Source organism: Streptosporangium album, assembly GCF_014203795.1.
In the GTDB taxonomy this organism is placed as follows: Bacteria; Actinomycetota; Actinomycetes; order Streptosporangiales; family Streptosporangiaceae; genus Streptosporangium; species Streptosporangium album.
In genome coordinates this window covers 3,974,198-3,999,873 of sequence record NZ_JACHJU010000001.1, presented here as the reverse complement: position 1 = coordinate 3,999,873, position 25,676 = coordinate 3,974,198, and the positions used below count along the sequence as shown (strand labels likewise).

At 70.2% G+C, this 25,676-nt stretch carries 25 protein-coding genes and 1 pseudogene; 11 read left to right on the top strand and 15 right to left on the bottom strand.

Going from position 1 to position 25,676, the window contains the following annotated elements; translation table 11 throughout:
* Positions 1-287 precede the first annotated feature (287 nt).
* Complete coding sequence (locus FHR32_RS19425) at positions 288-1,454, top strand: class I SAM-dependent methyltransferase (RefSeq protein WP_184755581.1); 1,167 nt, start codon at positions 288-290, stop codon at positions 1,452-1,454.
* Positions 1,455-1,645: 191 nt separating this feature from the next.
* Positions 1,646-2,956, top strand: a complete 1,311-nt coding sequence (locus FHR32_RS19420) for a coiled-coil domain-containing protein (protein WP_184755580.1) — start codon at positions 1,646-1,648, stop codon at positions 2,954-2,956.
* Between the two features lie 73 nt (positions 2,957-3,029).
* Here the strand turns inward: FHR32_RS19420 and FHR32_RS19415 are convergent, their stop codons facing one another.
* Entirely contained in the window at positions 3,030-3,539 is a 510-nt protein-coding gene (locus tag FHR32_RS19415) for a MarR family winged helix-turn-helix transcriptional regulator (protein ID WP_184755579.1), read from the bottom strand.
* A 108-nt stretch (positions 3,540-3,647) separates the two neighbouring features.
* Between FHR32_RS19415 and FHR32_RS19410 the strand changes: the two genes are divergently transcribed.
* The gene (locus FHR32_RS19410; protein ID WP_184755578.1) at positions 3,648-4,706 is read left to right on the top strand and encodes an alkene reductase; all 1,059 of its coding nucleotides are present in this window, start codon (positions 3,648-3,650) and stop codon (positions 4,704-4,706) included.
* A gap of 9 nt (positions 4,707-4,715) precedes the next feature.
* On the opposite strand, the gene tsaD is transcribed toward FHR32_RS19410, so the two are convergent.
* From tsaD to glmS, 11 genes are all read right to left on the bottom strand, one after another.
* On the bottom strand, positions 4,716-5,747 hold the full coding sequence (tsaD, locus tag FHR32_RS19405; protein ID WP_184755577.1) for a tRNA (adenosine(37)-N6)-threonylcarbamoyltransferase complex transferase subunit TsaD: 1,032 nt from the start codon (positions 5,745-5,747) through the stop codon (positions 4,716-4,718).
* Complete coding sequence (gene rimI, locus FHR32_RS19400) at positions 5,740-6,192, bottom strand: ribosomal protein S18-alanine N-acetyltransferase (RefSeq protein ID WP_184755576.1); 453 nt, start codon at positions 6,190-6,192, stop codon at positions 5,740-5,742. The genes tsaD and rimI overlap by 8 nt, the downstream gene beginning before the upstream one ends.
* Positions 6,189-6,872: a tRNA (adenosine(37)-N6)-threonylcarbamoyltransferase complex dimerization subunit type 1 TsaB gene (gene tsaB, locus FHR32_RS19395; RefSeq protein ID WP_184755575.1), complete on the bottom strand. Its 684-nt coding sequence runs from the start codon at positions 6,870-6,872 to the stop codon at positions 6,189-6,191. The genes rimI and tsaB overlap by 4 nt, the downstream gene beginning before the upstream one ends.
* Before the next feature lie 165 nt (positions 6,873-7,037).
* Positions 7,038-7,604: a class F sortase gene (locus tag FHR32_RS19390; RefSeq protein ID WP_184755574.1), complete on the bottom strand. Its 567-nt coding sequence runs from the start codon at positions 7,602-7,604 to the stop codon at positions 7,038-7,040.
* A gap of 6 nt (positions 7,605-7,610) precedes the next feature.
* On the bottom strand, positions 7,611-8,276 hold the full coding sequence (locus FHR32_RS19385) for a hypothetical protein (protein WP_184755573.1): 666 nt from the start codon (positions 8,274-8,276) through the stop codon (positions 7,611-7,613).
* A 170-nt stretch (positions 8,277-8,446) separates the two neighbouring features.
* A complete protein-coding gene (gene tsaE / locus FHR32_RS19380) occupies positions 8,447-8,863 on the bottom strand; it encodes a tRNA (adenosine(37)-N6)-threonylcarbamoyltransferase complex ATPase subunit type 1 TsaE (protein WP_221466045.1) in 417 nt (138 codons plus the stop codon).
* Between the two features lie 88 nt (positions 8,864-8,951).
* The gene (locus tag FHR32_RS19375) at positions 8,952-10,028 is read right to left on the bottom strand and encodes an alpha/beta fold hydrolase (protein WP_184755571.1); all 1,077 of its coding nucleotides are present in this window, start codon (positions 10,026-10,028) and stop codon (positions 8,952-8,954) included.
* A gap of 20 nt (positions 10,029-10,048) precedes the next feature.
* Positions 10,049-11,176 (bottom strand): alanine racemase, encoded by a 1,128-nt coding sequence (alr, locus tag FHR32_RS19370; protein ID WP_376773339.1) that lies wholly within the window; start codon positions 11,174-11,176, stop codon positions 10,049-10,051.
* Positions 11,173-12,723: an NAD(P)H-hydrate dehydratase gene (locus tag FHR32_RS19365; protein ID WP_184755570.1), complete on the bottom strand. Its 1,551-nt coding sequence runs from the start codon at positions 12,721-12,723 to the stop codon at positions 11,173-11,175. Before FHR32_RS19365 ends, alr begins: the two co-directional genes overlap by 4 nt.
* A 106-nt stretch (positions 12,724-12,829) precedes the next feature.
* Positions 12,830-13,180, bottom strand: a complete 351-nt coding sequence (locus FHR32_RS19360) for a holo-ACP synthase (protein ID WP_184755569.1) — start codon at positions 13,178-13,180, stop codon at positions 12,830-12,832.
* Positions 13,181-13,338: 158 nt separating this feature from the next.
* Entirely contained in the window at positions 13,339-15,183 is a 1,845-nt protein-coding gene (glmS, locus tag FHR32_RS19355) for a glutamine--fructose-6-phosphate transaminase (isomerizing) (RefSeq protein WP_184755568.1), read from the bottom strand.
* A gap of 139 nt (positions 15,184-15,322) precedes the next feature.
* On the opposite strand from glmS, the gene coaA reads away from it, so the two are divergent.
* The 6 genes and pseudogenes from coaA to FHR32_RS19325 all read left to right on the top strand — a co-directional run bounded on the left by coaA (position 15,323) and on the right by FHR32_RS19325 (position 20,773).
* Positions 15,323-16,255, top strand: a complete 933-nt coding sequence (coaA, locus tag FHR32_RS19350; protein ID WP_184755567.1) for a type I pantothenate kinase — start codon at positions 15,323-15,325, stop codon at positions 16,253-16,255.
* A 68-nt stretch (positions 16,256-16,323) separates the two neighbouring features.
* The gene (locus FHR32_RS19345; RefSeq protein WP_184755566.1) at positions 16,324-17,283 is read left to right on the top strand and encodes a DUF389 domain-containing protein; all 960 of its coding nucleotides are present in this window, start codon (positions 16,324-16,326) and stop codon (positions 17,281-17,283) included.
* An 83-nt stretch (positions 17,284-17,366) separates the two neighbouring features.
* Complete coding sequence (locus FHR32_RS19340; protein ID WP_184755565.1) at positions 17,367-18,272, top strand: ABC transporter ATP-binding protein; 906 nt, start codon at positions 17,367-17,369, stop codon at positions 18,270-18,272.
* The gene (locus FHR32_RS19335) at positions 18,265-19,143 is read left to right on the top strand and encodes an ABC transporter permease (protein ID WP_184755564.1); all 879 of its coding nucleotides are present in this window, start codon (positions 18,265-18,267) and stop codon (positions 19,141-19,143) included. Before FHR32_RS19340 ends, FHR32_RS19335 begins: the two co-directional genes overlap by 8 nt.
* A gap of 59 nt (positions 19,144-19,202) precedes the next feature.
* Positions 19,203-20,054: pseudogene (locus FHR32_RS19330) on the top strand (ABC transporter ATP-binding protein); the annotation flags it as partial.
* 2 nt (positions 20,055-20,056) lie between these two features.
* Entirely contained in the window at positions 20,057-20,773 is a 717-nt protein-coding gene (locus FHR32_RS19325) for an ABC transporter permease (protein ID WP_184755562.1), read from the top strand.
* 190 nt (positions 20,774-20,963) lie between these two features.
* Here the strand turns inward: FHR32_RS19325 and glmM are convergent, their stop codons facing one another.
* The 3 genes from glmM to rplM all read right to left on the bottom strand — a co-directional run bounded on the left by glmM (position 20,964) and on the right by rplM (position 23,352).
* Positions 20,964-22,319 (bottom strand): phosphoglucosamine mutase, encoded by a 1,356-nt coding sequence (gene glmM, locus FHR32_RS19320; RefSeq protein WP_184755561.1) that lies wholly within the window; start codon positions 22,317-22,319, stop codon positions 20,964-20,966.
* A gap of 1 nt (position 22,320) precedes the next feature.
* Complete coding sequence (gene rpsI, locus FHR32_RS19315) at positions 22,321-22,839, bottom strand: 30S ribosomal protein S9 (protein WP_184755560.1); 519 nt, start codon at positions 22,837-22,839, stop codon at positions 22,321-22,323.
* 69 nt (positions 22,840-22,908) lie between these two features.
* On the bottom strand, positions 22,909-23,352 hold the full coding sequence (gene rplM / locus FHR32_RS19310; protein WP_184755559.1) for a 50S ribosomal protein L13: 444 nt from the start codon (positions 23,350-23,352) through the stop codon (positions 22,909-22,911).
* A 358-nt stretch (positions 23,353-23,710) separates the two neighbouring features.
* Here rplM and FHR32_RS43030 point away from each other — a divergent pair, with 358 nt between their 5' ends.
* Both FHR32_RS43030 and FHR32_RS19300 read left to right on the top strand, forming a co-directional pair.
* Positions 23,711-24,481, top strand: a complete 771-nt coding sequence (locus tag FHR32_RS43030) for a CAP domain-containing protein (protein WP_221465471.1) — start codon at positions 23,711-23,713, stop codon at positions 24,479-24,481.
* A gap of 284 nt (positions 24,482-24,765) precedes the next feature.
* A complete protein-coding gene (locus tag FHR32_RS19300; RefSeq protein ID WP_184755558.1) occupies positions 24,766-25,539 on the top strand; it encodes a hypothetical protein in 774 nt (257 codons plus the stop codon).
* Positions 25,540-25,676: the final 137 nt, after the last annotated feature.

The window sequence follows — 25,676 nt, the reverse complement described above, 5'->3', positions numbered from 1 at the left end:
CTCGTCGCATATGATTTGGCACTCTCAAGGGGAGAGTGCCAATACGGAACAGTATGCAAGGAGGGCTTGACAGTCAACACGAACCGCCCGTGTGTGCTTCCGGCGAACATCGCCCCCTCCCCTTTCCGGAGGTCACGACCTCCCGCTTTCGGGGAACATGCGGGAGGATTAGGGCGAGATCTGGCGGAATGTGAGTCGATGACCACGCATGGTGACGGCGACAACGCCACGGTGGACGGCGGACGACCTCGCCGACCTGCTGAGCTGAGGCGGTAACGTCGGACGACGTGGACCTTGACGCATTCCGTGAGCTGCTGACGCCGCGCGGCCAGGAGGCCCTGGGAGCGGCGGCCGAGATCGTCGGCGACGATCCGGTGGCGGCGGTGACGCGCCTCAGGAAGACCTACGACGCGGGCCTGACCTCCGCCGCGCTCACCCAGGCCATGCTCCGGCGACGCGCCGCGGAGAAGTTCGGCGCCGACGCCGATGTCATGTATTTCACATCGGGCGGCCTGGAACAGGCCACCCGCCGCGAGGTCGCCGACCACCGGGCACGCCGCATCCCGCCGGGCTCCCGGGTCGCCGACGTGTGCTGCGGCATCGGAGGCGACCTCCTCGCGCTGGCCAGGGCGGGATGCGAGGTGGAGGCCGTGGACGCCGACCCGCTCACCGCCGCGATCGCCCAGGCCAACGCCGACGCCCTCGGCTTCGGAGAGCTGGTCTCGGTCCGTGCGGCCGACGCCGCCACGCTGGACCCGGCCGCCTTCGACGTCCTGTTCGCCGACCCCGCCCGCCGCACCGCGCGGGGCAGGACCTTCGACCCGATGGCCTACTCGCCGCCGTGGCCCGACGTGCTGGAGATGGTGGCGAAGGCGGAGGCCGCCTGCCTGAAGGTCGCCCCGGGCATCCCCTACGCGTTCCTCCCCGCCGGCGCCGAGACCGAATGGGTCTCCTACAAGGGTGACGTCAAGGAGGCCGTGATCTGGTGCGGGGAGTCGGCGGGCGACGTGGAACGCAGGGCGACGATCCTGCCCGCGGGCGTGACGCTGACGCCCGATCCCGGGCTCGGCCCCGCCGGACACGGCCCCGTCGGCCGTTACGTGTACGAGCCGGACGGCGCGGCGATCCGTGCCCACCTCGTCGCGGAGATCGCCGCGATGGTCGGCGGCCACCTGCTCGACCCGCACATCGCCTACATCACCGGAGACGTCGCGTCGCGGACCCCATGGGCGTCCCGGTACGAGGTCCACGAGGTGTTGCCGTTCTCACTCAAACGGCTGCGGGCCGCGCTCCGCGAGCGCGGGGTCGGCAATGCGACGATCAAAAAGCGCGGCTCCGCGGTCGACGTCGACCGCCTGCGGAAAGACCTGCGACTTTCCGGCGAAAAGTCGGCCGTGGTTATTCTCACGCGAATTATAGAGAAGCCGTTTGCCCTCATTTGCACTCCTTCCTGACCTGCAAAAACGATTAACTTGGACAATGCACCGGCAATCACGTTCTTTTAAACTCCCCACTGAAAACCTTGATCCAGAGGCTAGGGTTGTCGCGCGGGAGTTCTTTCTCCGCGTGCGGTTCAACCGCGTTCTTCAGCAGACCGGACCAATCCCACCGCACGGCTGAACGTCGGCGGGTGAAGGAGTTCTCGGTGGATCACTCTTCCCCCACCCCGCTCCAGACAGGCAGCCAGGCCGCCATCTCCGACCGGATGCGCGAGCTCCTCGCCCGCGCCACCCAGGATCACGTGTCCGAGCAGCACACCCAGGACACCGTGCTGGACGAGATCCGCCAACGCCTGGAGGGCATGGAGTGGTCGCTGCGCGAGGTCAGGGAGCGCGAGCTCGGCGGGCTGGGCGGCTCGCTGGAGTCCGTCCACGGCCTGCTGGATGACATCGCCGTCCGCCCACCGGCGTGGGCCGAAGGTCTCGCCCAGCACGTCGAGGTGGTCCGCGACCGGGTGGACGCCATGGGAGAGCGCGTCAGCTCCGTCCATGACCGGGTCACGCCCCTCGGCGAGCTGCCGAGCCTGTGGGCCGATGTCGGCGCCGTCGGCGAGAACGTGGACGAGGCCCTCATCCGTCTCCGGTCGATCGCGGACGACACCCGGGGCGTCGGTGACGGTGTGAGCGAGCTGGCCCAGCGCCTCGGCCGGTTACAGGCCGGCATGGAGGCGGCGGCCACCCGGTTCACCCGGCTGGACAGGTCGCTGGCCGACCTCGTCCAGCGTGCCGAGCGCCTTGAGTCCGGGATGCTCGACCTCTCGACGACCGTGCGGAAGACCGTCAGCGACGCGACCGACCGGCTGCTCGCCGCCGTCGAACAGGTCAACGGCAGGGTCAGCCTGCTCGTGTCCCGGACGGACGGCAGGGCCGACGGTGTCGAGGGCCGGATCGACGGACTGGACGGCCGGCTGAGCGGGATCGACGGGCACCTCGCCGCCCTGGGTGAGCGGATGACCGGCGTGGGACCCCACCTGAGGGAGATCACGGACCGCCACGACGACCGTTTCGACACGCTCGACGAGCGGCTCTACGACGTCGAGGGCCGCATCGCCGGCCGTGTCGACGCCGTCGACTCCCGTCTGTCCACGCTGGACGGTCACACGGAGAAGCTCGGGCTGCGCCTGCAGGACCTCGACGATCGGGTGGAGGCCGTCGACCAGCGTGTCGGCCGGCTACCCGCCGTCCTGAACATCCGCGAGGTCGTCGGCGACCAGGCAGGTGATCACGCCAGGCGCTTCGACTCCCTGGACGAGCGCGTCAGCCAGGCCCAGGCCGCCCTCGCCCACCTGGCCGGCATGCTCCGCGCCCAGCCCGACCGCGAGCAGCTCACCGAGGCGCTCAGCGAGACGATGGAGCCCGCCCGCACCGAGCTCAGCCGCAGTCTGAGTGCCCTTGAGGAGACCATGCTGACCCTCGCCGAAGCCCTCCTCCGCCCCACCCGGGGCGACAAGGACTGAACCGGCACGGCCGCCGCCCCCTCCCGGGAGTCATCCGACGCCGGTGCGGAGCGTCCTCGGAGGCCGGTCGCGGTCAGCAGGCCGACCCCGCCGGATCTGCGTCCAGCGCCACCTCACGGCACAGGTTGGCCCGGACCACGATCAGCAGCGAGGAGAGCAGGTCGGCCTGCTCGGCGGTCAGCCCCCAGGTCATCCGCGCATGGACCTCGGCCATCACACGATCAAGCTCGGGACGTAACGCGTCCCCCCTCGGCGTGGTGCTCACGATGCTGATGCGCCGGTTGGACGGGCAGGGAGTGCGGCTGACGAACCCGCTCCGTTCGAGACGCTGCAGAGACTTGGTCATCGTGGACACGTCGATGCCGACAATCCTGGCCAAGGCGTTCTGCGACCGGGGGCCGTGCTCCCAGATCGCGGTCAACACGCGCTCCTGGCCCGGGTAGAGATCGATCTCAGCGAGAAGCGCGGCGAGCAGCACGCGATGGCCGCGTGTCGTCTGGGCCATCAGGCAGTTCAGGCTGTCGCCGGAATCCCCGGAGACACAGGCCTCCTTCACACCCTCCCCGAGCGCCGACTCCATCATGGCAGGCCTCCTCTTTCCGATTGCGAGCCTACCGCTTGCAAGTTGGCCGACCAAGTTGTAGAACTGTCAATTGGCCGGCCAAGTTGGTCGGCCAAGGAAGGATCTGTCATGCCGTTCACACCGTTCCAGCTCGGCTCGCTGCAGTTGCCCAACCGTCTCGTGATGGCCCCCATGACGCGCTCGCGCTCCTACGTCGACGGGGTTCCCTCATCGCTGACCGCCCTCTACTACGCCCAGCGCGCCTCGGCCGGCCTGATCATCACCGAGGGGGTGCAGCCGAGCCTGTCCGGCAAGGGATACATGAACACGCCGGGGCTGCACACCGACGAGCAGGTGGCAGGGTGGCGTGAGGTCACCGACGCGGTCCACGCGTCGGGCGGCCGGATCTTCGCCCAGCTCATGCACGCCGGCCGGGTCGGTCATCCCGACAACACCGGCGCACTGCCCGTCGGGCCGTCCGCTGTGCGGCCCGAGGCCCAGATCTTCACGCCGAACGGCATGCAGGACCTCCCCACCCCCATGGAGCTGTCCACCGCCGAGATCGAGGCGACCGTCCGGGACTTCGCCGACGCCGCCGTCCGCGCCGTCGAGGCCGGCTTCGACGGGGTCGAGCTGCACGGCGCGAACGGCTACCTCATCCACCAGTTCCTGTCACAGAACGCCAACCTGCGCGACGACCGCTTCGGCGGGTCCGTGGACGGCCGGATCCGCTTCGCCGTGGAGACCGCCCGGGCGGTCGTGGCGGCGATCGGCGCGTCCCGGGTCGGCATCCGGCTCTCTCCCGCCAGCGGCTCGCAGGACCTGAGGGAGGACGACGCGCAGGAGGTCTACCCGGCGCTGCTCTCCGCGCTCGCCGAGGCGGATCTCGCCTACCTGCACCTCGTGGCGAGCGGCTCTGACGAGCTCAACGAGCGGATCCGCTCGCTGTGGCCGAACACGTTCATCGTCAACGACTCCTCGCTCGGCGACCCGGCCGCCACCGTGGCCCACTGGCTGGGCCGGGGCGCCGACCTGGTCGCGCTGGGCAAGTCCTTCCTGGCGAATCCCGACCTGCCGCTCCGCCTCCGCCTCGGCGCGCCGCTCAACGAGCCCGACTTCACCACGGCCTTCGGCGGCGACTACCGCGGCTACACCGACTATCCGGCGCTTGCCCTCCACCCCGCGTAAAGCGGCCGCTCAGACGTGGACCGTGGTGATCGGGAGCGAGGAGTCGGCGGGGATGTCCAGAAGGGACGGGGTGACACCGGCCGCCACCAGGTCGGAGCCGAGCGTGGCCACCATGGCCCCGTTGTCGGTGCACAGTCCCGGGCGAGGAACGCGGAGCCGTACACCGGCCGCGTCGCAACGCTCCTGAGCGAGGGCGCGCAGCCGGGAGTTGGCGGCCACGCCACCGCCGATGAGCAGGTCCTGGACGCCGTGCTCGCGACACGCCCGCAGGGCCTTGCGGGTCAGCACGTCGACCACGGCCTCCTGGAAGGACGCCGCCACGTCGGGCACGTGGATCCGCTCACCGGCCCTCTGCCGGGCCTCCACCCAGCGGGCCACGGCGGTCTTCAGCCCCGAGAAGGAGAAGTCGAGCGTCCCGTCGTCGTATTTGCCACGCGGGAACGCGATGGCCGTGCCGGAACCGTCCTGGGCCGCCCGGTCGATGTAGGGGCCACCGGGGAAGGGCAGGCCGAGCACACGGGCCACCTTGTCGAAGGCCTCACCGGCGGCGTCGTCGACCGTGGATCCCAGGGGGATGACCTCCCTGGCGACATCGGGCACCAGCAACAGGGAGGAATGCCCGCCCGAGACCAGCATGGCGATGCACGGCTTGGGCAGAGCGCCGTGTTCGAGCTGGTCCACGGCCACGTGGGCGGCCAGGTGGTTCACGCCGTACAGCGGCACGCCCAGACCGAGCGAGTATGCCTTGGCGGCGGCCACGCCGACGAGCAGCGCGCCGGCGAGGCCCGGACCCGCGGTCACCGCGATCGCGTCGATGTCGGTGAAGCGCAGACCGGCCTGCTCCAGCGCCCGTTCGATGGTCGGCGTCATCGCCTCCAGATGCGCCCGGGAGGCGACCTCGGGCACCACGCCACCGAACCGGGCGTGCTCCTCGACGCTGGACGCGATCGTGTTGGCCAGCAGGGTGTGCCCTCGGACGATGCCCACTCCGGTCTCGTCACAGGAGGTCTCGATGCCCAGGACCAGGGGTTCGTCACGCATTGAGATCCTTCTTCATCGTGATCGCGTCGGTGCCGTCCTCGTAGTAGCGGCGGCGCAGGCCGATCCGCTCGAATCCGAACCGGTCGTACATCGCCTGCGCGTCCGGGTTGTCGGCGCGCACCTCAAGGAAGATCGACTGTGCGCCCCGCCGTACGGCCTCGGCCAGCAGCTCGGTCAGCAGGGCCGCGCCGATCCCGTTCCGCCGCCGGGCGGCCAGGACGGCGATGGTCTGCACGTCCGCCTGGTCCCCCGCGGCGAAAAGCCCGGCGTAGCCGACGATCTCTCCGTCCACCAGGGCCACCACGTAGTGCCGGGTCCTGGGCTGATCGGCGAGCTCGCCGCGGAGCATGCCCTCGCTCCACGCGTCACGGGGAAAGGTCTCCCGCTCGACCCTCATCACGGTGGGCAGGTCGTCGGCGGTCATCTGGCGCAGCACCGCGGTCATGTGGAGACCTTCTTCGGCGCCGAGGGCACCTGGGCGTCGGGACGGCGCAGGTAGATCGGGCGGGGCAGGCTCAGCACGGGGTGCGTGCCGCTCTCCACGACCTCCCGGACGTCCGGCTCGCCGAGCTGCTCGGCGGCCAGCGCCGCCAGGGCTCCCGCGAAGGGATACTCCGGCGCGTCCACCAGGCGGGAGGCTCCGACGACCTCGGCGTACAGCCGCGCGCCGGCCCCGACGAGCGGAAGCTCCCCGGGCAGGTCCTGCGGCCTGTCCACCGAGGGGCCGGACAGCCGGACCCTCATCTCCTCGTAGTGGCCCCAGAACACCTCTTTTCGGCGCGCGTCGGTGGCCACCAGGAACGGCTCGGACAGTCCGCTGCCGTAGGCGACGGCGTCGAGCGTGCACACGGCGTAGGCCGGGACGCCCAGCGACGTCGCGAGGGCCTGGGCGGTCATCAGACCGACCCTCAGACCGGTGTAGGGTCCCGGGCCGGAACCCGCGACGACGGTGGTGACGTCGCCGAGCGAGGCTCCCGCCTCCCGCAGGACCGTCTCGATCGTGGGCACGAGCAGCTCACCGTGACGACGCGCGTCAACGGTCGTCGATTCGGAGAGGACCCTCTCACCGTCGTGCAGCGCTGCGGTGACGGCGGGGGTCGCGGTATCAAAGGCCAGGACCAGCACGGACAGCTAGCCTAGTCGGTCGGGTGACGCCCGCGCCCACTCCACCGGCCCGGCGCAGGGTTCCGCCCGGTCCCATGGTGGGCAAGGGGTGGGCGCCCCTCTCCGCCTCCGTCGGCGACCACCGCGGGACGGGTGATTCCGCGGCGGTTTTCCGCTCTTTCGCGGTCAGGTCGTGGAGCCGGCCGGCTTGACCAGGGTCGCGTAGACGATCACGTTGTCGCGGTACTCGTGCTTGTCCCAGTCGAAGTTCCCGCCGCAGGTGATCAGCCGGAGGCCGTCCTCCAGGTAGACCTTGTCGGCCGGGAACCTGTCCTTGCTCACCCGTTCGACGGAGTCCACGCGATACTGGGCGACCTTGCCGTCACTGCGCACGACCTTGACGACCTGCCCCTCGCGCATCTCCTTCAGCTTGTAGAAGACCGCCGGGGCGGTCTTGGTGTCCACATGCCCGAGGATCACCGCGGGCCCCTGGTCACCGGGGACGGCGCTGTCCTTCACCCAGCCCGCCGTGTCCGGCTTCTCGTACGGCGGAAGCTCGACCTGGCCGTCCGTCACGCCGAGCTTCATCAGGGGCGCCTTGATGCCCAGCGACGGGATGTCGATGCGGCTGGGCACGATCGAACTCCGGATGGGCGGCGTGTCCACGCCGCCGCCCTTGTTGAACGCGACCATGACGATGCCCGTGATGACTCCGGCCACGATGATCCGGGACCAGCGGGGGGATGCTGCCATGGGGGACTACGAGCGGCGGCGGCGTACGACCGCGTAGCCGACGCCGCCGGCGAGGACCACCGCCAGCAGGGCTCCGGTCGCGCCGAAGGGCATGCCCGAGTCCTGGGGGGCGCCGGCCGCGGTCCCCCCGCCGCCCGTGCCGGGCGCGTGGGTGCTGATGACGGTCCGGGTGGGCTTGGACGTGGGCGTGTCCTTCGGGGTCGGCTTGGCGTCCGCCACGACCCGGAGGCTGGCCTTGCCGGTGTCGTTGGTCCCCTCGCACCTGGCGTTGACGACGTAGACGCCGGCCACGCTGCCGGTGGCGACGGTGGCCTGGCCACGGACCCACGGCTTCGCCACGGGGGTGGCACTCGCCGAGGGGACCGGACTGGGCGTCGTGAGGATCGGATCGAGGGCGACCGGCGTGCGGAAGATCTGGGACGAGGCGGTGCCGCGATGCTCGGGACCTCCCTCGGGGATCGGGCAGTTCGCCAGCACCCACACCTTCTGTCCGGCCTTGACGCGGGCCGGCTGCAGCTGGACCTCGATGTCCTCCCTGCTGCTCCCCGACGCGGTGGGCGAGGCCGTCCCCGTGGGACTGCCCGAGTTCGCCTCAGCCGTGCATCCGATCATCCCCGCCATCCCGAAAAGGGTGATGGCTCCCAGAACCGCGACACGTTTGACCCTTGGCACCGTCGCACTCCACTTCGCAGTCCGGCCGACGACCCTCGCCCGGCACAACTTCCCGCCACTTCCCCATTAAACATGGGCAAAAGCGCCAGAGTCGATCTTCGGCCCTGTTGATCTATATCAAGTGGGGCGTAGTGCCAGCGTGCCAGGATTCCCCCGCCGACGGGGACGGATCAGATGATGTCCTCCCAACGGGCACCGATCCCACGGAACCGTACGGTCCGTTCCTCGCCGGAGTCGCTCCGTCCGATGGAGATCTCCAGCCGGTCGTCGGCGAGCCCCTCGACGAGGCCCTCGCCCCACTCCACGACCGTCACCGACTCCTCCAGCGAGGCGTCCAGGTCGAGGTCGTCGACCTCCAGGGCACCGCCCAGCCGGTAGGCGTCGGCGTGCACCAGTGCGGGACCGCCCGACAGCGAGGGGTGCACCCGCGCGACGACGAAGGTCGGCGAGGTGATCGGCCCACGCACCTTGAGCCCTTCGGCGATCCCCTGGACCAGGGTCGTCTTGCCCGCGCCGAGCGGCCCGGACAGCAGCACCAGGTCGCCCGGACGGAGCAGCCCTGCCAGCTCCACGCCCAGCTCCCGCATCTCTCCGGTGGTCGCCACGATCCTCACTGCTCGCTCACTCCCCTTGACGGTCGCGGTCCCCGGCGGCGGTCACGTCCCATGGCCCCGCTCATCGGTCCGTGCCGTCCGCGGCGCTGTCGGCGATCGCCCGCTTGATCAGGTCGCGTAGCGCGTCGTTGACGACGGTCGGCCGCTCCAGCTGGACCAGGTGCGAGCTGTCGGGGACCTCGGTGAACTGGGCGCGGGGCAGTGCCGCCGCCATCGCCTTGCTGTGGTCCACGGGCGTCAGCCAGTCCTTGTCGCCGACCATGATCGAGGTGGGCACACCGTCCAGGACCGGCAGCGCGCTCAGCTTGTCGTGCGACATCAGCGCGGGGTAGAAGTCGGCGATCACCTCGAACGGGGTGGAGCGGATCATCGACTCGGCGAAGTCGACCACCGTGGGGCTGACGTTCTTGGGATCGCCGAAACCCAGGTAGCGCAGGGCCAGGAAGGCGACGTCGTTGCCCGCCTCGCGGCCCCTGTCGACCAGGGCGCCACCCCGGCTCAGCATCGACACCGTGCCCGGCGTGACCTTGTGCACCGCCTTGGCCAGCAGCGCGGGCAGACCCAGGGAGACCTCGGCCAGCTTGCCCGAGGAGGTGGAGATCAGCGTGACACCCTTGATCCGGTCGCCGAACAGCTCGGGGTGCCGGTCGGCCAGTGCCATGATCGTCATGCCGCCCATGGAGTGCCCCACCAGCACGCACGGCCCGGGCACGAGCGCGTCGATCACCTCGGCCAGGTCGTCGCCGAGCCGGTCGATGGTGGAGTCCTCGGCCGTGGTGCGCGGCGAGCGGCCGTGGGAGCGCTGGTCCCACAGGACCAGGCGGTAGGAGTCGCACAGGTCGCGCCGCTGGTAGTGCCAGGAGTCCAGGTTGAGGGTGTAGCCGTGGCAGAACACCACCGTCAGCGGGGCGTCCTCGGGACCGTCCACCTCGGCGTAGAGGGACACGCCGTCGGAGGTGGCGACCGTGGTGGGCCGGCCCCGCAGCTCGCCCAGCGGCTCGTTCGCCTCGAGGTCGGGCCGGAGCCTGATGCGGCCGACGGCATACCGCTTGGCGAGGGCCGCGGCGGCCACTCCGGCTGATGCCACACCGACGACCGCGCCCGCGATGCCGACCTTGCGCCGTGTGGTAATGCTCATGCGACCCCCTGAGATGCCTTTCACCGGTAAACGCGTGGAACCCGCGAACCGATCCTGGTCACGATCTCATGCGTGATCGTGCCGAGGGAATCCGCCCATTCCTGTGCGGTCGGTTCGCCCCGCGAACCGTCGCCGAACAGGATCACCTCGTCCCCCTCCGCCAGCGGATCGTCTCCCATATCGATCATGAACTGGTCCATGCAGACCCGCCCGGCGATCCGCCGCCGGCGGCCGCCCGCCAGCACCTCCGCCTGGTTGGTGGCATGCCGCAGGATTCCGTCCGCGTACCCGAGGGGGACGAGGCCGAGCGTGGTTTCACTATCTGTCACATAAAGGTGCCCATAGGACACACCGGAACCAGCCGGAACCCGCTTGGCCAGCGCGATCCGCGCCACCAGGGTCATCGCGGGGCGGAGACCGAAATCCCCGAGCTCGGGCACGGGGCTCAGGCCGTAGGCCGCGATGCCCGTCCGGATCATGTCGTGGCGTGCCTGCGGCAACGTCAGCGCCGCCGCCGAGTTGGCGATGTGCCGGATCACGTGGGAGCCTCCCGCGCCCGCCTTCTCCGCGACCGCCAGCGCGTCGTCGAAGGCGGTGAGCTGGGCCTCGATGGACGGATGACCCGGGATGTCGGCGCAGGCGAAGTGCGACCAGAGCCCGACGACCTCGACCGTCCCGTCGGCCTGCCGTGCCATCGCCCGATCCACCAGCGCGGACCAGTCCGCGGGCGCCGCACCACCTCGCGAGAGGCCGGTGTCGGCCTTCAGGTGCACCCTGGCGGCCCTGCCCGCACGGCCGGCCGCCTCGGCGATCTCGTCCACCAGCGCGGGGATGGCGGCCGACAGCTCCACGTCCTGCTCGATCGCCTTCTCCAGCGGCTCGCCGGGCGGGATGATCCACGCCAGGATCGGCGCGGTGATCCCCGCGGCCCGCAGCTCCAGGGCCTCGCGGACGTAGGCGGCGCCGAGCCGGGTGGCCCCGCCCTCCAGCGAGGCCCGCCCGCAGGCGACCAGCCCATGCCCGTAGCCGTCGGCCTTGACCGCGACCATCGTCTCGGCGCCGGGAGCGTGCCCCCTGAGCAGGGCGACGTTGTCGCGGATCGCCGACAGGTCCACCCGCGCCTCGGCCGGGGTCATCGGGAAACTCATCCTTCCAGTCTGGCAGGTCGGCCGCCCTCCCGGCGCCGATCGATGAGCGACCTGATCATCCCGGGGATGGCTTCGAGGACGTCCCAGGCGGCGAGCGGGCCGTGCCGGCCGGCGATCCCGTGCAGATAGGCGGCGCAGGAGGCGGCGTCGTATCCGCTGAGCCCGCCGGCCAGCAGCGCGCCCGCGAGACCGGCCAGCACGTCACCGGTCCCGCCGGTGGCCAGCCAGGGGCTGCCGGTGAGGTTGACCCTGACCGGCCGGTCCTCCTGCGCGACGAGCGTGGTCGATCCCTTCAGCAGGACGGTCACGCCCAGTTCCGACGCGGCCCACCGTACGTGCTCCAGCCGCCGGGCCTCGATCCGCGCCCGCGGCACGTCCAGCAGGCGGGACAGCTCCCCCGCGTGCGGGGTGATCAGCACCGGCGCGGCCCGCCGGAGCAGCGACCTGTCCTGGGCGGCCAGGGTGAGGGCGTCGGCGTCCACGAGGACCGGGACGTCGCTCGCCAGCACCGAACGGGCGATGGCGAGCGACTCGGGCCCGGTGCCGAGCCCGGGGCCCAGGACCCACGCCTGCACCCGGCCCACCCTGTCGACGCCCTCGCCCGGCTCCAGCGGAGTGATCACGGCCTCGGACCAGCGGGCCCGCACCTGGGCCACCGGCTCGGCGACGCCCGCGTAGCGGACCATGCCCGCCCCCGCCCGGATCGCCCCGCCGACGGCCAGCACCGCGGCCCCGGTGTACTCGTGGCTGCCGGCCGCGACGCCCACGACCCCCCTGCTGTACTTGTCGGAACCCGCGTCCGGCCTGGGCAGCATCGTCGCCATGTCGGCGCCGGTCAGCGCGGTCGCCTCGGGGTCCGGCAGGTACGGCCCGAGCCCGATGTCGACGAGCTCCACCCTGCCCGCGTTCCCCGCGCCCGGGTCGACCAGCAAGCCGATCTTGTAGGCCCCGAACGTCACCGTGACGTCGGCCCGGACCGCGGGCCCGTCGATCCGCCCGCTGCCGGCGTCCACCCCGCTCGGCACGTCCACCGCGACCACCGCGCCGGGCGTCTCGCCTGCCAGCCCCGCGAGGGTCGCGTACGGCTCGCGCAGGGCCCCCGTCCCGCCGATCCCGGCCAGCCCGTCCACGACCAGGTCCGCCGCCCGGACGAGCTCGCCCGCCGCCGCTCGCACGGACGCCTCACCGCCCCGCGGCGCGTCCCCCGCGGGTCCGTCTCCGGAGGCGGCGCCGCCGAGGTCCGTCACACGCCCTCCCGACCGCCGCAGGGCGGCCAGCCCGGCCGGGTGGACCCGCGTCCCGGCGAGGATCGCGTCCACCCTCGCCCCTCTGGAGGCGAGCCGCGCCCCGGCGTAGAGGGCGTCGCCACCGTTGTCGCCACCGCCGACCAGCAGCACGACGCGGGAGCCGTACACCTGGCCGAGCGTCCGGGCGCAGACCACGGCCAGCCCGGTGGCGGCCCGTTCCATGAGCGTGCCTTCGGGCAGCCCCGCCATCAGCGCCGATTCGGCCGCCCTGATCTGATCGGTGGTATAAGCGGTGAGCATGATCTCGACGCTATCTCGCGTCGATCACCGGCGCATGCTCCGGCGCGGCCCGGTCTGCGGCCGCGATCCGCGCGCCCGGCTTCCTCCCGCGTGCCTTCCGGTGCGTTCAGCCTTCGGCGATCACATAGGCGACGGCCACGCCCCCGTCGTGCGTCAGCGACACGTGCCACCGCGTCACACCGAGCGCGGCCGCGACCTCGGCGACCCGGCCGCTCACGTGGAGCTCCGGCCGGCCGTACTCACCGGTCCGGACCTCGGCGTCCAGGTGGGCCAGGCCCGGAGGCGCGCCGAGCGCCTTGGCCACCGCCTCCTTGGCCGCGAACCGCGCGGCCAGGGACTGCACGGCCAGGATCCGCTCACCCTCGGTGAACAGCCTCGCCCGCAGTCCGGGGCTCCGCTCCAGCGTCTTCTCGAACCGGGCCACGTCCACGACGTCCACGCCGATGCCCACGATCACGGCTTCAGGGTAGCGAAACCCGTAGACCGTGACCGTTTCCCAGTTATCCGCCGGGAATGCCGGGCCGATACGTGATCTGAGCCTGTTCCCCATCATTTGGGCCGGTAATCCAGAGACGCTGTCCACAGGCTGTGGACAACGCGACCGCGGGCGGCCGCCTACTCCACGGTGACGGACTTGGCCAGGTTACGGGGCTGGTCGACGTCGTGGCCCTTGGCGGCGGCCAGCTCGCAGGCGAAGACCTGCAGCGGCACCGTGGCGACCAGCGGCTGGAGCAGCGTCGGCACGGCGGGGATGCTGATCAGCGTGTCGGCATAGGGCGCGACCGCGCTGTCGCCCTCCTCCGCGATGACGATGGTCATGGCGCCCCTGGCCCGGATCTCCTGGATGTTCGATACGATCTTGTCGTGGAGCACGCGCTGGCCGATCGGCGAGGGGACGACGACCACCACCGGCAGCCCTTCCTCGATCAGTGCGATCGGGCCGTGCTTGAGCTCGCCCGCCGCGAAGCCCTCGGCGTGCATGTAGGCCAGCTCCTTGAGTTTCAGCGCTCCCTCCAGCGCGACGGGGAAGCCCACGTGGCGGCCGAGGAAGAGCACGCAGCGCTCGTCGGCCAGCGAGCGGGCCAGCGCGCGGACCGGTTCCACGGTCCGGAGCACCTCCTCGACCCTGGCCGGTATCTGAGCCAGCCACTCGATGACCTGGGAGATCTCGTCACCGAACTTGGTGCCCCGGATCTGGGCCAGGTAGAGGGCCACGAGGTAGCAGGCCACGAGCTGGGTGAGGAAGGCCTTGGTGGAGGCGACGGCGATCTCCGGACCCGCGTGGGTGTAGAGGACGGCGTCGGACTCGCGCGGGATCGTGGAACCGTTCACGTTGCAGATGGCCAGCACCCGGGACCGCTGCTCGCGGGCGTGCCGTACGGCCATCAGCGTGTCCATCGTCTCTCCGGACTGGGTGATCACGACGACCAGCGTGTCCCGGTTGAGGATCGGGTCGCGATAGCGGAACTCGCTGGCCAGCTCGACCTCACACGGCACCCCGGCCCAGTGCTCGATGGCGTACTTCGCGATGAGCCCCGCGTGGTAGGAGGTCCCGCACGCGACAACGATGATCTTGTTGATGTCCCGCAGCTCCTGGTCCGACAGCCGCATCTCGTCCAGCACCAGCTGCCCGTCGGCCCCGACCCGGCCGAGCAGCGTGTCGGCGACCGCCCGCGGCTGCTCGGCGATCTCCTTGAGCATGAAGTAGTCGTGGCCGCCCTTCTCCGCGGCGGAGGCGTCCCAGTCCACGTGGTAGTCACGCGTCAGTGCGGAGGCTCCGTGGAAGTCGGTGACCGTGACCCCCGACCTGCGCAGCTCGACCACCTGGTCCTGGCCGAGCTCGACCGCCTCCCGCGTGTAGGCGATGAACGCCGCCACGTCCGAGCCCAGGAAGTTCTCCCCCTCCCCGCGCCCGACCACCAGCGGTGAGTTGCGCCGCGCGCCGACGACCACGTCGGGCTCGTCCACCGAGACCGCCAGCAGCGTGAACGCCCCCTCCAGCCGCCGGCACGCCCGGCGCATCGCCTCGGCCAGGCCGTCCCCGGCGAACCGTTCCAGCAGGTGCGCCACCACCTCGGTGTCGGTCTCGGAGGCGAGCTTGTGCCCGTCGTTCTCCAGCTCGGTCCGGAGCGTGGCGAAGTTCTCGATGATGCCGTTGTGGATGACCGCGATCCGCGCCTCGCAGTCGGTGTGCGGGTGGGCGTTGCGGTCGGTCGGCGCACCGTGGGTGGCCCACCGGGTGTGCCCGATCCCCACCGTCGACGGCGGCGCGGGGCGCGCGGCGAGCACGGAACGCAGGTTGACCAGCTTCCCGGCCCGTTTCTCCACGGTCAGCGCGCCGTCGGCCCCGACCAGCGCGATCCCGGACGAGTCATACCCCCGGTACTCAAGGCGCCCGAGCCCTTCGATCGCGACCTCGACCGCCTGCCGACGGCCGACGTATCCCACGATTCCACACATGGCAACCCCCTCTGTCATGGGAAGGATGGACCGTTGAGCCTATGGAGAACCCCCCCGGGGTCCCAAGAATCCTGCCCGGCATCAGGCAGAGCCGTCCCCGCAGGCGACCGCCTCCGGCTGGTCAGTAGGCTTCGGGACCATGACCAACGGGTGGGACGCGACGCCGTACGTCGAGCTGAGCCGGGAGCAGTGGGGCGACCTCCGCAAGAACACGCCCCTGACGCTCACCGAGGACGAGCTCGAGGAGTTGCGCGGGATCGACGACCCGATCGACCTCGCCGAGGTCACCGACATCTACCTGCCGCTGACCCGGCTGCTCAACCTCCACTTCACCGGGGCCAGGCAGCGCAGCGCGGCGCTCAACACCTTCCTGGGGACCAGCCCGCGGCCCGCGCCGTACGTCCTGGGCATCGCCGGCAGCGTCGCGGTCGGCAAGTCCACCACCGCCCGGCTGCTGCACACCCTGCTGGCCCGCTGGCCCGAGCACCCCCGGGTGGACCTGGTCACCACCGACAGCTTCCTCTACCCGAACGAGGTCCTCACCGCCAGGGACATCATGCACAGGAAGGGCTTCCCGGAGAGCTACGACCGGCGGGCCCTGGTGAGGTTCGTCGCCGACGTCAAGGCCGGGCTGCCCGAGGTGAGCGCTCCCGTCTACAGCCACCTGGAGTACGACATCGTGCCCGGCGCGACCCAGGTCGTGCGCCGGCCCGACATCCTCATCGTCGAGGGCCTCAACGTCCTGCAGCCCGCGCCGCCCACCGCGCTCGCGGTCAACGACTACTTCGACTTCTCCATCTACGTGGACGCCAAGACCGAGCACATCCGCGACTGGTACGTGGACCGCTTCCACAAGCTCCGGCGCACGGCCTTCGAAGACCCCAAGTCCTACTTCAAATACCTCGCCGAGCTCTCGGACGACGAGGCGACCGCGTTCGCCAGGAACGTGTGGCGCGACATCAACGAGCGCAACCTCGTGGAGAACATCGCCCCCACCAGGGGCAGGGCCGGCCTCGTGCTGCACAAGGGCGCCAACCACTCCATCCGGCGCGTACGGCTCCGCCGCATCTGACCCCCGCCACCGGTCACGGACCGGCCCCTGACTCCGGTGACCCGGCACCCGGGTCCTAAGGTTGGCCCGTGCTGCATCTACGTGTGATCAGCCCGCCGGAGCTGACGGACGACGTCCTGGGGCTGCTCGACGACGCCGTCGGCGTGACCAATCTCGTCGTGCTCCCCGGCGCGGCCCGCTCCCCCAAGGGGGATCTGATCCAGCTCGACATCGCCCGGGAGGCCGCCAACGAGGTGATCGAGCGGCTCCAGCAGCTCGGCCTGTGCGCGGAGGGCTCCATCGCCGCCGAGCAGGTCGACCTGTCGATCTCGGACGCGGCCGACCGCGCCGAGGAGGAGGCGCCCGGCGAGGGGGACGACGCCGTGGTCTGGGCGGAGTTCGCCCGGAAGGTCGGCGACGACTCCCGGCTCACCTGGGCCTTCCTGGCGTTCCTGACGATCGCCACGCAGATCGCCGCGATCGGTGTGATCGTCAACTCCCCCATCCTCATCGTCGGCGCGATGGTGCTGGGTCCGGAGTTCGGGGCGATCGCCGCGGTCTGCTTCGGCCTGCTCCGCCGTGACCCACAGCTGATCGGACGTGCCCTGCGCACCCTGGCCATCGGCTTCGTGGCCGCCATCACGATCACCTTCGCCTGCGCCCTGGCCCTGCGCGGGCTGGGCTGGATAGGACCGTCGAGCCTGAACGGCCACAAGGAGATCGAGTTCATCGTCAAGCCCGACAGGTGGTCCTTCATCGTGGCGCTGCTCGCCGGCGCGGCAGGCGTGCTCTCGGTCACCGCGGGCAAGTCCTCCGCCCTGGTGGGCGTCTTCATCTCGGTGACCACGGTCCCCGCCGCCGGCTACTTCGCCCTCGCCGCGGCACTGACCCTCTGGGGCGACGTGGCGGCATCGGTCACCCAGCTCGGGGTGAACATCGCTGGCATGGTCATCGCGGGCACCCTGACGCTGACCGTCCAGAAGGCCTACTGGTCCAGGTTCGGCGTGCGCCTCCCGGCGCGGCGTCCACGCGGTTCCGGACACCGGTAGGAGGCCTGTCCGCCCTCACGGAGGAGGGACGGTTCCTCCGTGGGGCGGAGGAATTCCCGCCACCCGGTAGGTAGTGTCCGAGCATGACAATCCTCGCCACCGAGGGACTGACCAGACGTTTCCCCCGAGTGACGGCACTCGACCGGCTCACCGTCACCGTCGGTTCCGGCGTGACCGGCCTGGTCGGCGCCAACGGCGCGGGCAAGTCCACGCTGATAAAGATCCTGCTGGGCCTGCTCCCTCCCTCCGCCGGCAGCGCCCACGTGCTCGGCATGGACGCGACGGCCCAGGGCGCCGAGATCCGCCGGATCGTGGGTTACATGCCCGAGCACGACTGCCTGCCACCGGACCTGTCCGCCACCGAGTTCACCGTGCACATGGCCCGGATGTCGGGCCTGCCGCGCACCGCGGCCCGGGAACGCGCCGCCGACGTGCTGCGCCATGTGGGCCTCTACGAAGAGCGCTACCGCGCGATGGGCGGCTACTCCACCGGCATGAAACAGCGGGTCAAACTGGCCCAGGCCCTGGTGCACGACCCGCGCCTGGTGCTCCTGGACGAGCCCACCAACGGCCTCGACCCGCAGGGGCGCGACGAGATGCTCACGCTGATCCGCAAGATCGGCGCCGAGTTCGGCATCAGCGTGCTGGTCACCTCCCACCTCCTGGGCGAGCTGGAGCGGGTCTGCGACCACGTCATCGTGATCGACGGCGGCAGGCTGCTGCGTTCGTCGCCCATCGGCGAGTTCACCCAGACCACCCAGACCGTCACCGTGGAGGTCGAGGAGGGCCAGGACGCGCTGGCCACCCGCCTCACCGAGCTGGGCGAGACCGTCACCGCCCACGGGCGGATGCTCCTGGTCCACGTCCGGGCACCGGAGACCTTCGACACCCTCCGCGACGCCGTCTGCGAGCTCGACCTCTGCCTCGTCCGCATGGAGCAGGGCCGCCAGCGCATCGAGGACGTCTTCAGGGAGCCGGTCAATGTCTGAGCCCACAGGTGTCATCCACGACATCGGATACCGCCACTACGACGGCGTACGGCTCGGCCGCGCCCACGCGGCCGTGGCACTCACCGTGCACAGCCTGCGCGGGGTCTTCGGGCTGGGCCGTACGGCCCGCGCGAAGATCATCCCGTTCCTGCTCGCGGGTGTCATGCTGCTCCCCGCGGTCGTCTCCATCGCAATCATGGCACTGGTCAAGCGGGAGGCGATGGGCTACACCACGTACGCGGTCACCATGCAGGCCGTACTGGCGATCTTCCTGGCCTCGCAGTCCCCCTACACGGTGGCGCCCGACCTGCGATTCCGCGTGCTGCCGCTCTACCTGTCACGCCCGGTGACCCTGGTCGACTATGTGGGAGCGAAGCTCGCGGCGATGATCGCGGCGATGTTCCTGCTGCTGGCGGTCCCGCTCACCGTGCTGTTCCTCGGCGAAGTGGTCGTCGACCTCCCCGGGCCCACGCACACCGCCGACTACCTGATCAGCATGGCCGGAGCCGTCGGCTACGCGGTGCTGCTGGCCTGCCTCGGCGTGGCGATCTCCTCCTTCACCCCCAGGCGCGGCCTGGGGGTGGCCTCGGTCATCGCCTTCTACCTGCTCACCTCGGCCGTCTCGACCGTCATCGCGGCCACGCTGGAGTCGGTGAACGACTACACCGCCGCGGCCTGGGCCTGGATGATCAACCCGTTCTTCCTCGTCGACGCCGCGGTGCAGGTGGGACTCTTCGGCGCGAAACCCTCGGCGCCCACCGTCTACCCGTCGGGGACGGGTGTCGCGGTGACGATCCTGCTGATGCTCGCGCTGATCGCCCTGTCGATGACCGCCCTGGTCCTGCGCTACCGGAAGGCCGCCGCACGATGAGAATCGAACTGGCCCAGGTCTCACGCTGGTACGGCAACGTGGTCGCCGTCAACGACGTCAGCATGACCATCGGCCCCGGCGTCACCGGCCTGCTCGGCCCCAACGGCGCGGGCAAGTCCACTCTGCTGCACATGATGGCCGGATTCCTGGCCCCCTCCGGCGGCACGGTGGCCCTGGACGGCGCGAAGATCTGGCGCAACCACGAGATCTACCGCTCGATCGGCCTGGTACCCGAACGCGAGGCCGTCTACGGCTTCCTCACCGGCTGGCAGTACGTGCTGTCCAGCGCCAGGCTCCACCGCCTGCCCAATCCCGACGACGCAGCGCGCAAGGCACTCGCCATGGTCGACATGGAGTCCGCCAAGGACCGCAGGGTGGAGACCTACTCCAAGGGGATGCGCCAGCGCGTCAAGGTCGCCGCGGCCCTCGTGCACGACCCGGAGGTGCTCCTGCTCGACGAGCCGTTCAACGGCATGGACCCGCGCCAGCGCATGCATCTGATGGATCTGATCCGCGCCATGGGCACCGCGGGCAAGACCATCCTGTTCAGCTCGCACATCCTGGAGGAGGTGGAGCGCGTCGCCCAGCACATCGAGGTCCTGGTCGCCGGCCGCCACGCCGCCTCCGGTGACTTCCGCGAGATCAGGCGCAGGATGACCGACCGGCCCCACGTGTTCCAGGTCCGCTCCAGCGACGACCGCCGCCTGGCCTCCGCGCTGATCGCCGACGCCTCCTCCGGCTCGGTCGCGCTCACCGAGACGGGCCTGGAGGTGCGGGCCGTCGACTTCCGGCGATTCACCTGGCTGCTGCCCCGGGTCGCCAAGGACGCCGGAGTACGGGTCTGGCAGATCTCCCCGGCCGACGAAGACCTGGAGAGCGTCTTCTCCTATCTGATCAACAGGAGTAGCTGACCATGAACGGTGTCATCGCCGGAATCTCCTATCGGGCGCTGCTCGGCCGTCGGCGGATCTGGCTGCTGATCATTCTTCCGCTGGTGCTGATCGGGCTGGCCGTGCTGCTACGGATGATCGGCAGCGGAGGCGAGAGCGCCACGGTCACACTCCTGCGGACCTTCGCCGTCGGCACCATGCTGCCGCTGCTGGGCATGATCGCGGGGACCGGTGTGATCGCTCCCGAGATCGACGACGGAACCATCATCCACATGCTGGCCAAGCCGATCTCCCGCCCGGTCATCGCGCAGACCAAGTTCCTGGTCGCCGCCTCGATACTCGCGCTGTTCTCCGCCGTGCCGACCTTCGTCGCGGCCTACCTCCTGGTCGGTCTCCAGTCCGGAATCGCGTACGGCTTCGCCCTCGGCGCCCTGGTCGGAGGGGTCGCCTACGCGGCGGTGTTCATGCTGCTGGGCATCCTGACCCGGCACGCGGTCACCGTCGGCATCGTCTACGCGCTCGTCTGGGAGGGCGTGGTCGGCAACTTCGTCCCCGGAGCCCGCAAGTTCTCCATCCAGCAGTGGGCCCAGTCGGTCGCCGACCAGCTGTCGTCCTCGCCGTTCCTGTCCACCGAGATCGCCCTCGGCTTCGCCGTACCCGCCCTGATCATCGTCACCGTCGGTGCGGTCGTCTGGGCGGGTCAGCGGCTGCGGAGCTTCTCCCTCACCGGCGACGAGTGACCGGACCAGACGTCAACAGGTCACCGGGACGGGCGGCGGCACCTCGGGGCAGAGCACCCGGCCGGAGTCGGCACGGCGCCTGATCCTGCGGAGGGTCAGCAGACCCGTATTTTGACCGATCGATGAACCGCGGCCGCCCTGCCCTCATCCGACGTGCGGAGCACGACGGACAGGGGCAGGACGGCCGCGTTCAGATACAGGCCTTACGGACGACGTCCGCCAGACGCCCGGCCATCAGTTCGGCCTGCTCGCCGGAGGCGGCCTCGACCATGACGCGGATCATCGGCTCGGTGCCGCTCGGCCGGATCAGCACCCGGCCGGTCTCCCCGAGCTCCGCCTCCGCCACCGCGACCGCGGCCGACAGCTCCGGAACCGAGGCCTTCGCCCGATCAACGCCCTTGACGTTGACCAGGACCTGCGGCAGCCGGGTCATCACCGATGCCAGCTCCGCCAGCGACCGGCCCGCACGGGCCATGACCGCCAGCAACTGCAGCGAGGTCAGCAGACCGTCTCCGGTGGTGGCGTGGTCGAGCATGAGGACATGGCCGGACTGCTCACCACCGAGGTTGTAGCCGCCGGCCTTCATGGCCTCCAGCACGTAGCGGTCACCGACGGCGGTCTCGACCACGTCGATGCCCGCGTTCTTCATGGCGATCTTGAAACCCAGGTTGGACATGATGGTGGCGACCACGGTGTCCCCCGCCAGCTTCCCCTCGGCGTGCATCGCCGCGGCGAGCACGGCCATGATCTGGTCGCCGTCGACCACCTCGCCGGTGTGCGAGACCGCCAGGCAGCGGTCGGCGTCACCGTCGTAGGCGATCCCGACGTCCGCGTTGCGGGAGACGACGATCTGCTGGAGCTTGTCCAGATGGGTGGAGCCCACCTCGGCGTTGATGTTGAGGCCGTCGGGGCGGGCCCCGATGGTCTCCACCGTCGCCCCGGCCCTCCGCAACGCCTCGGGGGCCACCATGTGGGCGGCGCCGTGGGCGCAGTCGAGGACCACGTTCAGTCCGTCCAGGCGGTCGGACACGGTGGACAGCACATGGGACACGTAACGGTCGGCTTCGCCGTACGCTTCGCGCACGCGGCCGACCGAAGCGCCGACAGGGCGCTCCCACTTCTCGCCGAGCCGCTGCTCGATCTCGCTCTCCACCGCGTCGGGCAGCTTGTAGCCGCCACGGGTGAGGAACTTGATCCCGTTGTCCGGGGCCGGGTTGTGGGAGGCGGAGATCATCACGCCCATGTCGGCTCCGAGAGCCGTGGTGAGGTAAGCGACCGCCGGGGTGGGCAGCACGCCGAGCCGGAGGACGTCCACGCCAGACGACGCAAGGCCGGCGACCACAGCGGCCTCCAGGAATTCTCCTGAAGCCCGCGGGTCCCGGCCCACGACGGCGATCGGGCGGCCTAGCCGCCCGACGCTGGCGTTGAACGCCCCGGCATCGCCGAGGACATGAGCCGCGGCCACGGACAGGTCCATGGCGAGCTCGGCCGTGAGGTCGCTCCCCGCGACCCCACGTACCCCGTCGGTGCCGAAAAGGCGCCCCAACTTAACGCTTGCTGTACTGCGGAGCCTTGCGGGCCTTCTTGAGACCGTACTTCTTGCGCTCGGTGGCGCGGGCGTCACGGGTCAGGAAGCCGGCCTTCTTCAGCGGGGCGCGGTTGACCTCGACGTCCAGGACGGTCAGCGCGCGGGCGAGGCCCATGCGCAGGGCACCGGCCTGGCCGGTCACGCCGCCACCGTTGATGCGGGCGATGACGTCGAACTGGTCCTCGGCACCGAGGACCACGAAGGGCTCGTTGACGATCTGCTGGTGGACCTTGTTCGGGAAATAGCCGTCAAGCGGGCGACCGTTGATCGTCCACTTGCCGGTGCCCGGCACGATGCGGACACGGGCGACGGACTCCTTGCGGCGGCCCGTGCCGTACGAGTTGCCCGTGGTGATGGGCTTACGGACGGCGGCCTCGCCGCTGGCAGTGGACTCGGAGGTGTACTCGGAGGGGAACTCCTCCGGGGAGTACTCCTGCTCGCCCTCGACGGGCGTCTCGACACCGGTGGGCTCAGCCACGGTTCTCCTCTAACTTTCCTACTCGGCGTCGGCCATCGGCCAACGCTGCTGGCGATAAGCAGCTAGCGACTACTGGGCGATCTGGGTCAGCTCGAAGGGCACCGGCTGCTGCGCCTGGTGCGGGTGCTCGGAGCCGGCGTAGACCTTGAGCTTCTTGATCATCTTCCGACCGAGAGCATTCTTGGGCAGCATGCCCTTGACGGCCTTCTCGACGGCACGGTCAGGGCGCTTCTCCATGAGCTCGCCATAGGTCACCGAACGCAGACCACCGGGGTAGCCCGAGTGACGGTACGCCTTCTTCTGCTCGAGCTTGTTACCGGTCAGCGCGACCTTGTCGGCGTTGATGACGATGACGAAGTCACCGGTGTCGACATGGTTGGCGAAGGTCGGCTTGTGCTTACCGCGAAGCAGGATCGCGACGTGGCTGGCCAGCCGGCCAAGCACGATGTCGGTGGCGTCGATGATGTGCCACTGACGCTCGACTTCGGCAGGCTTGGGTGTGTACGTGCGCACGGTCGTATGCCTTCTTTGCTCGCGTCTTCGGCGCTGTCGGAACTGACAGCAACGTGGTCGGTAGGTGCGGGCACACGACAGCCCGGACCTTCCGTCTCCCTGAATTCAGGAGATGACGCCGGACGCGCCGCGTATCGGTCTGCGGAGGAGACCAATTCGCACACAACGAACTAGCAGGATACCGACGGAGATGAGCATGGGTCAAAACGACGCGACTCTTCGCCGGTGTCCGTGAGCAGTCTACCTGGGACATGAGACTGCCCGGGAATCGGCGCACTCGGCTTCCACAGAACGGTTCCGACACGTTCTCGACATTCTCTTCTTCCCCACTGCAAACATCTCTATCTTTGACAGCGGTATGTGGCAGCTTCCTCACCCCCGGCCCACCCAGCGGACCAGCCTGCGCCGTATGGGGCTGTTCACGTGCCTGATGACGGTGCTGTTGCTCGGGTTCCTCATCGGCAGGCAGAGCCGCGGCGAGGAGGGCCCCGACCAGATCTACCTGAACAAGCCCACACCGTCGAAGACCGGGGTCGACGCCGGAGTCGCCGCCGGCCAGTCCGGCTGGCACCCTCCGCTCGCCCGGGTCACCCGCCCCACCCCCACCCCTGCGGCGACGCGGCAGCATCGCACGCCGCGCACCGTAAAGAACTCCAGGGGCTCGGGCGACGAATACACCGATGAGGGCGAATCCCGATACGTCCTCAACGGGCGGGAGGGGGAGGACACCCCCACCGTCTCCACTCCCCTGACCTCGATGGAGAGGGGGATCATCCGGCTCACCAACATCCAGCGCAAGCGACACGGCTGCGCCCCCCTCCGGATCGACAGGCGGCTGATCGTCTCGGCCCGGATCCATTCGGAGGAGATGGCCAAGAGCGGCACCTTCTCCCACAACTCCCCCGACGGCGCGTCACCCTGGCACCGGATGGAGGCCGCCGGCTACCGCGACGGCGGTGCGGAGAACATCGGCCGCGGCTACCCCACGGCCGCCGAGACGGTGCGGAGCTGGATGGCGACCAGCAGCCACCGGGCCAACATCCTCAACTGCAAGCTGACCGCCACCGGCGTCGGGACCATGGAAGGCCCGGGCGGCCCCTGGTGGACACAGGACTTCGGCTACTCCTGAGCCAATCGGCGCTTATACACGGCTAGTCTCGGCGCATGGGTTTTCCCGGAGAACCGCCACGCCGCCAGCCGTACATCCAGCCTGACGCGTCGCCGCCCGCACAGGGCGAGCGCTGGTTCGAGCCCGCACCGCGCGGCCACAATCCTCACGGCTCCGAGCCGGCGCCGGGCCACGGCCCCGGCGGTTCCGAGCCGGCACCGAACGCTCACGGCCTCCGCGACCCCGGATCCGCGCCGTACGGCGACAGCCCACGCACCGCGGATCCTACGGACACCGCGAGGCCCGTGCAGCCGGAACAGCAGCGGCAGGCGATGTGGAGCCCCTACGACGAGGGCCCACGTTCCCGAATGCCGATCTTCATCGCGGTCGGCGCCCTGGGCCTGCTGATCGCCGGGGGCATCGGCCTGGCCATGCTCGCCAACTCCGACACCCCCGCGGCATCCCGTACGGCGAGCCCCCCGCCCCGGGACTCCAACGCGCCGGTCCCCAACAACCCGGGCGACAAGTTCGGGTTCGCCGCCTCCCGCTCCACCGACCCCTACGCGCTCAAGCTGAACGAGCTGTTCAAGCACAAGAAGGTGGCGCTGGGCGGCCGGAGATACGAGATGACCACCCGCAGGTCCGACAAGAAGTGCAATGACGCCGTGGTGGGCGACAAGCTGCAGAAGGCACTCACCGCGGGCAAGTGCACCCAGCTCCTGCGGGCGAGCTTCCGCGACGCCTCGGGGACGATCATCGGCACCGTGGGGGTCGCCAACCTCAAGACGTCGGCGGCAGCCTCCAAGGTCATCTCTGCCGGAGCCGGTAAGTCTCGCGAGGAATACCTCAAGGCGCTCCCGGGCAAGGACAAAGTCACCAAATTTCTTGGGACGGGCGAGGCGTTCGCGGGCGGGTGGAGCCACGGACACTACGCCGTAATGGTCTGGTTCCAGTACAAAGACGGCCACCTGCCGAAGAAGTCCGAGGTCAAGAAGCTCAATCAGGCGGCTTTCGGAGCCACCGACGCGACCGTCACGCCCGCTCTGGAGTCCCGTTCGCTGACCGGGAAACGACCGTGAGCGGTGGGGTGTCGGGTCGATTTTCATCGCAAAACCAGCGGGCGATACGGCTGGGAACGCCCATACCCGCATGACGATCTCTGGCTATCGCTACGCTTCGACATATGCGTGGCCAGGAATCCGGGTCCGAGCACGAA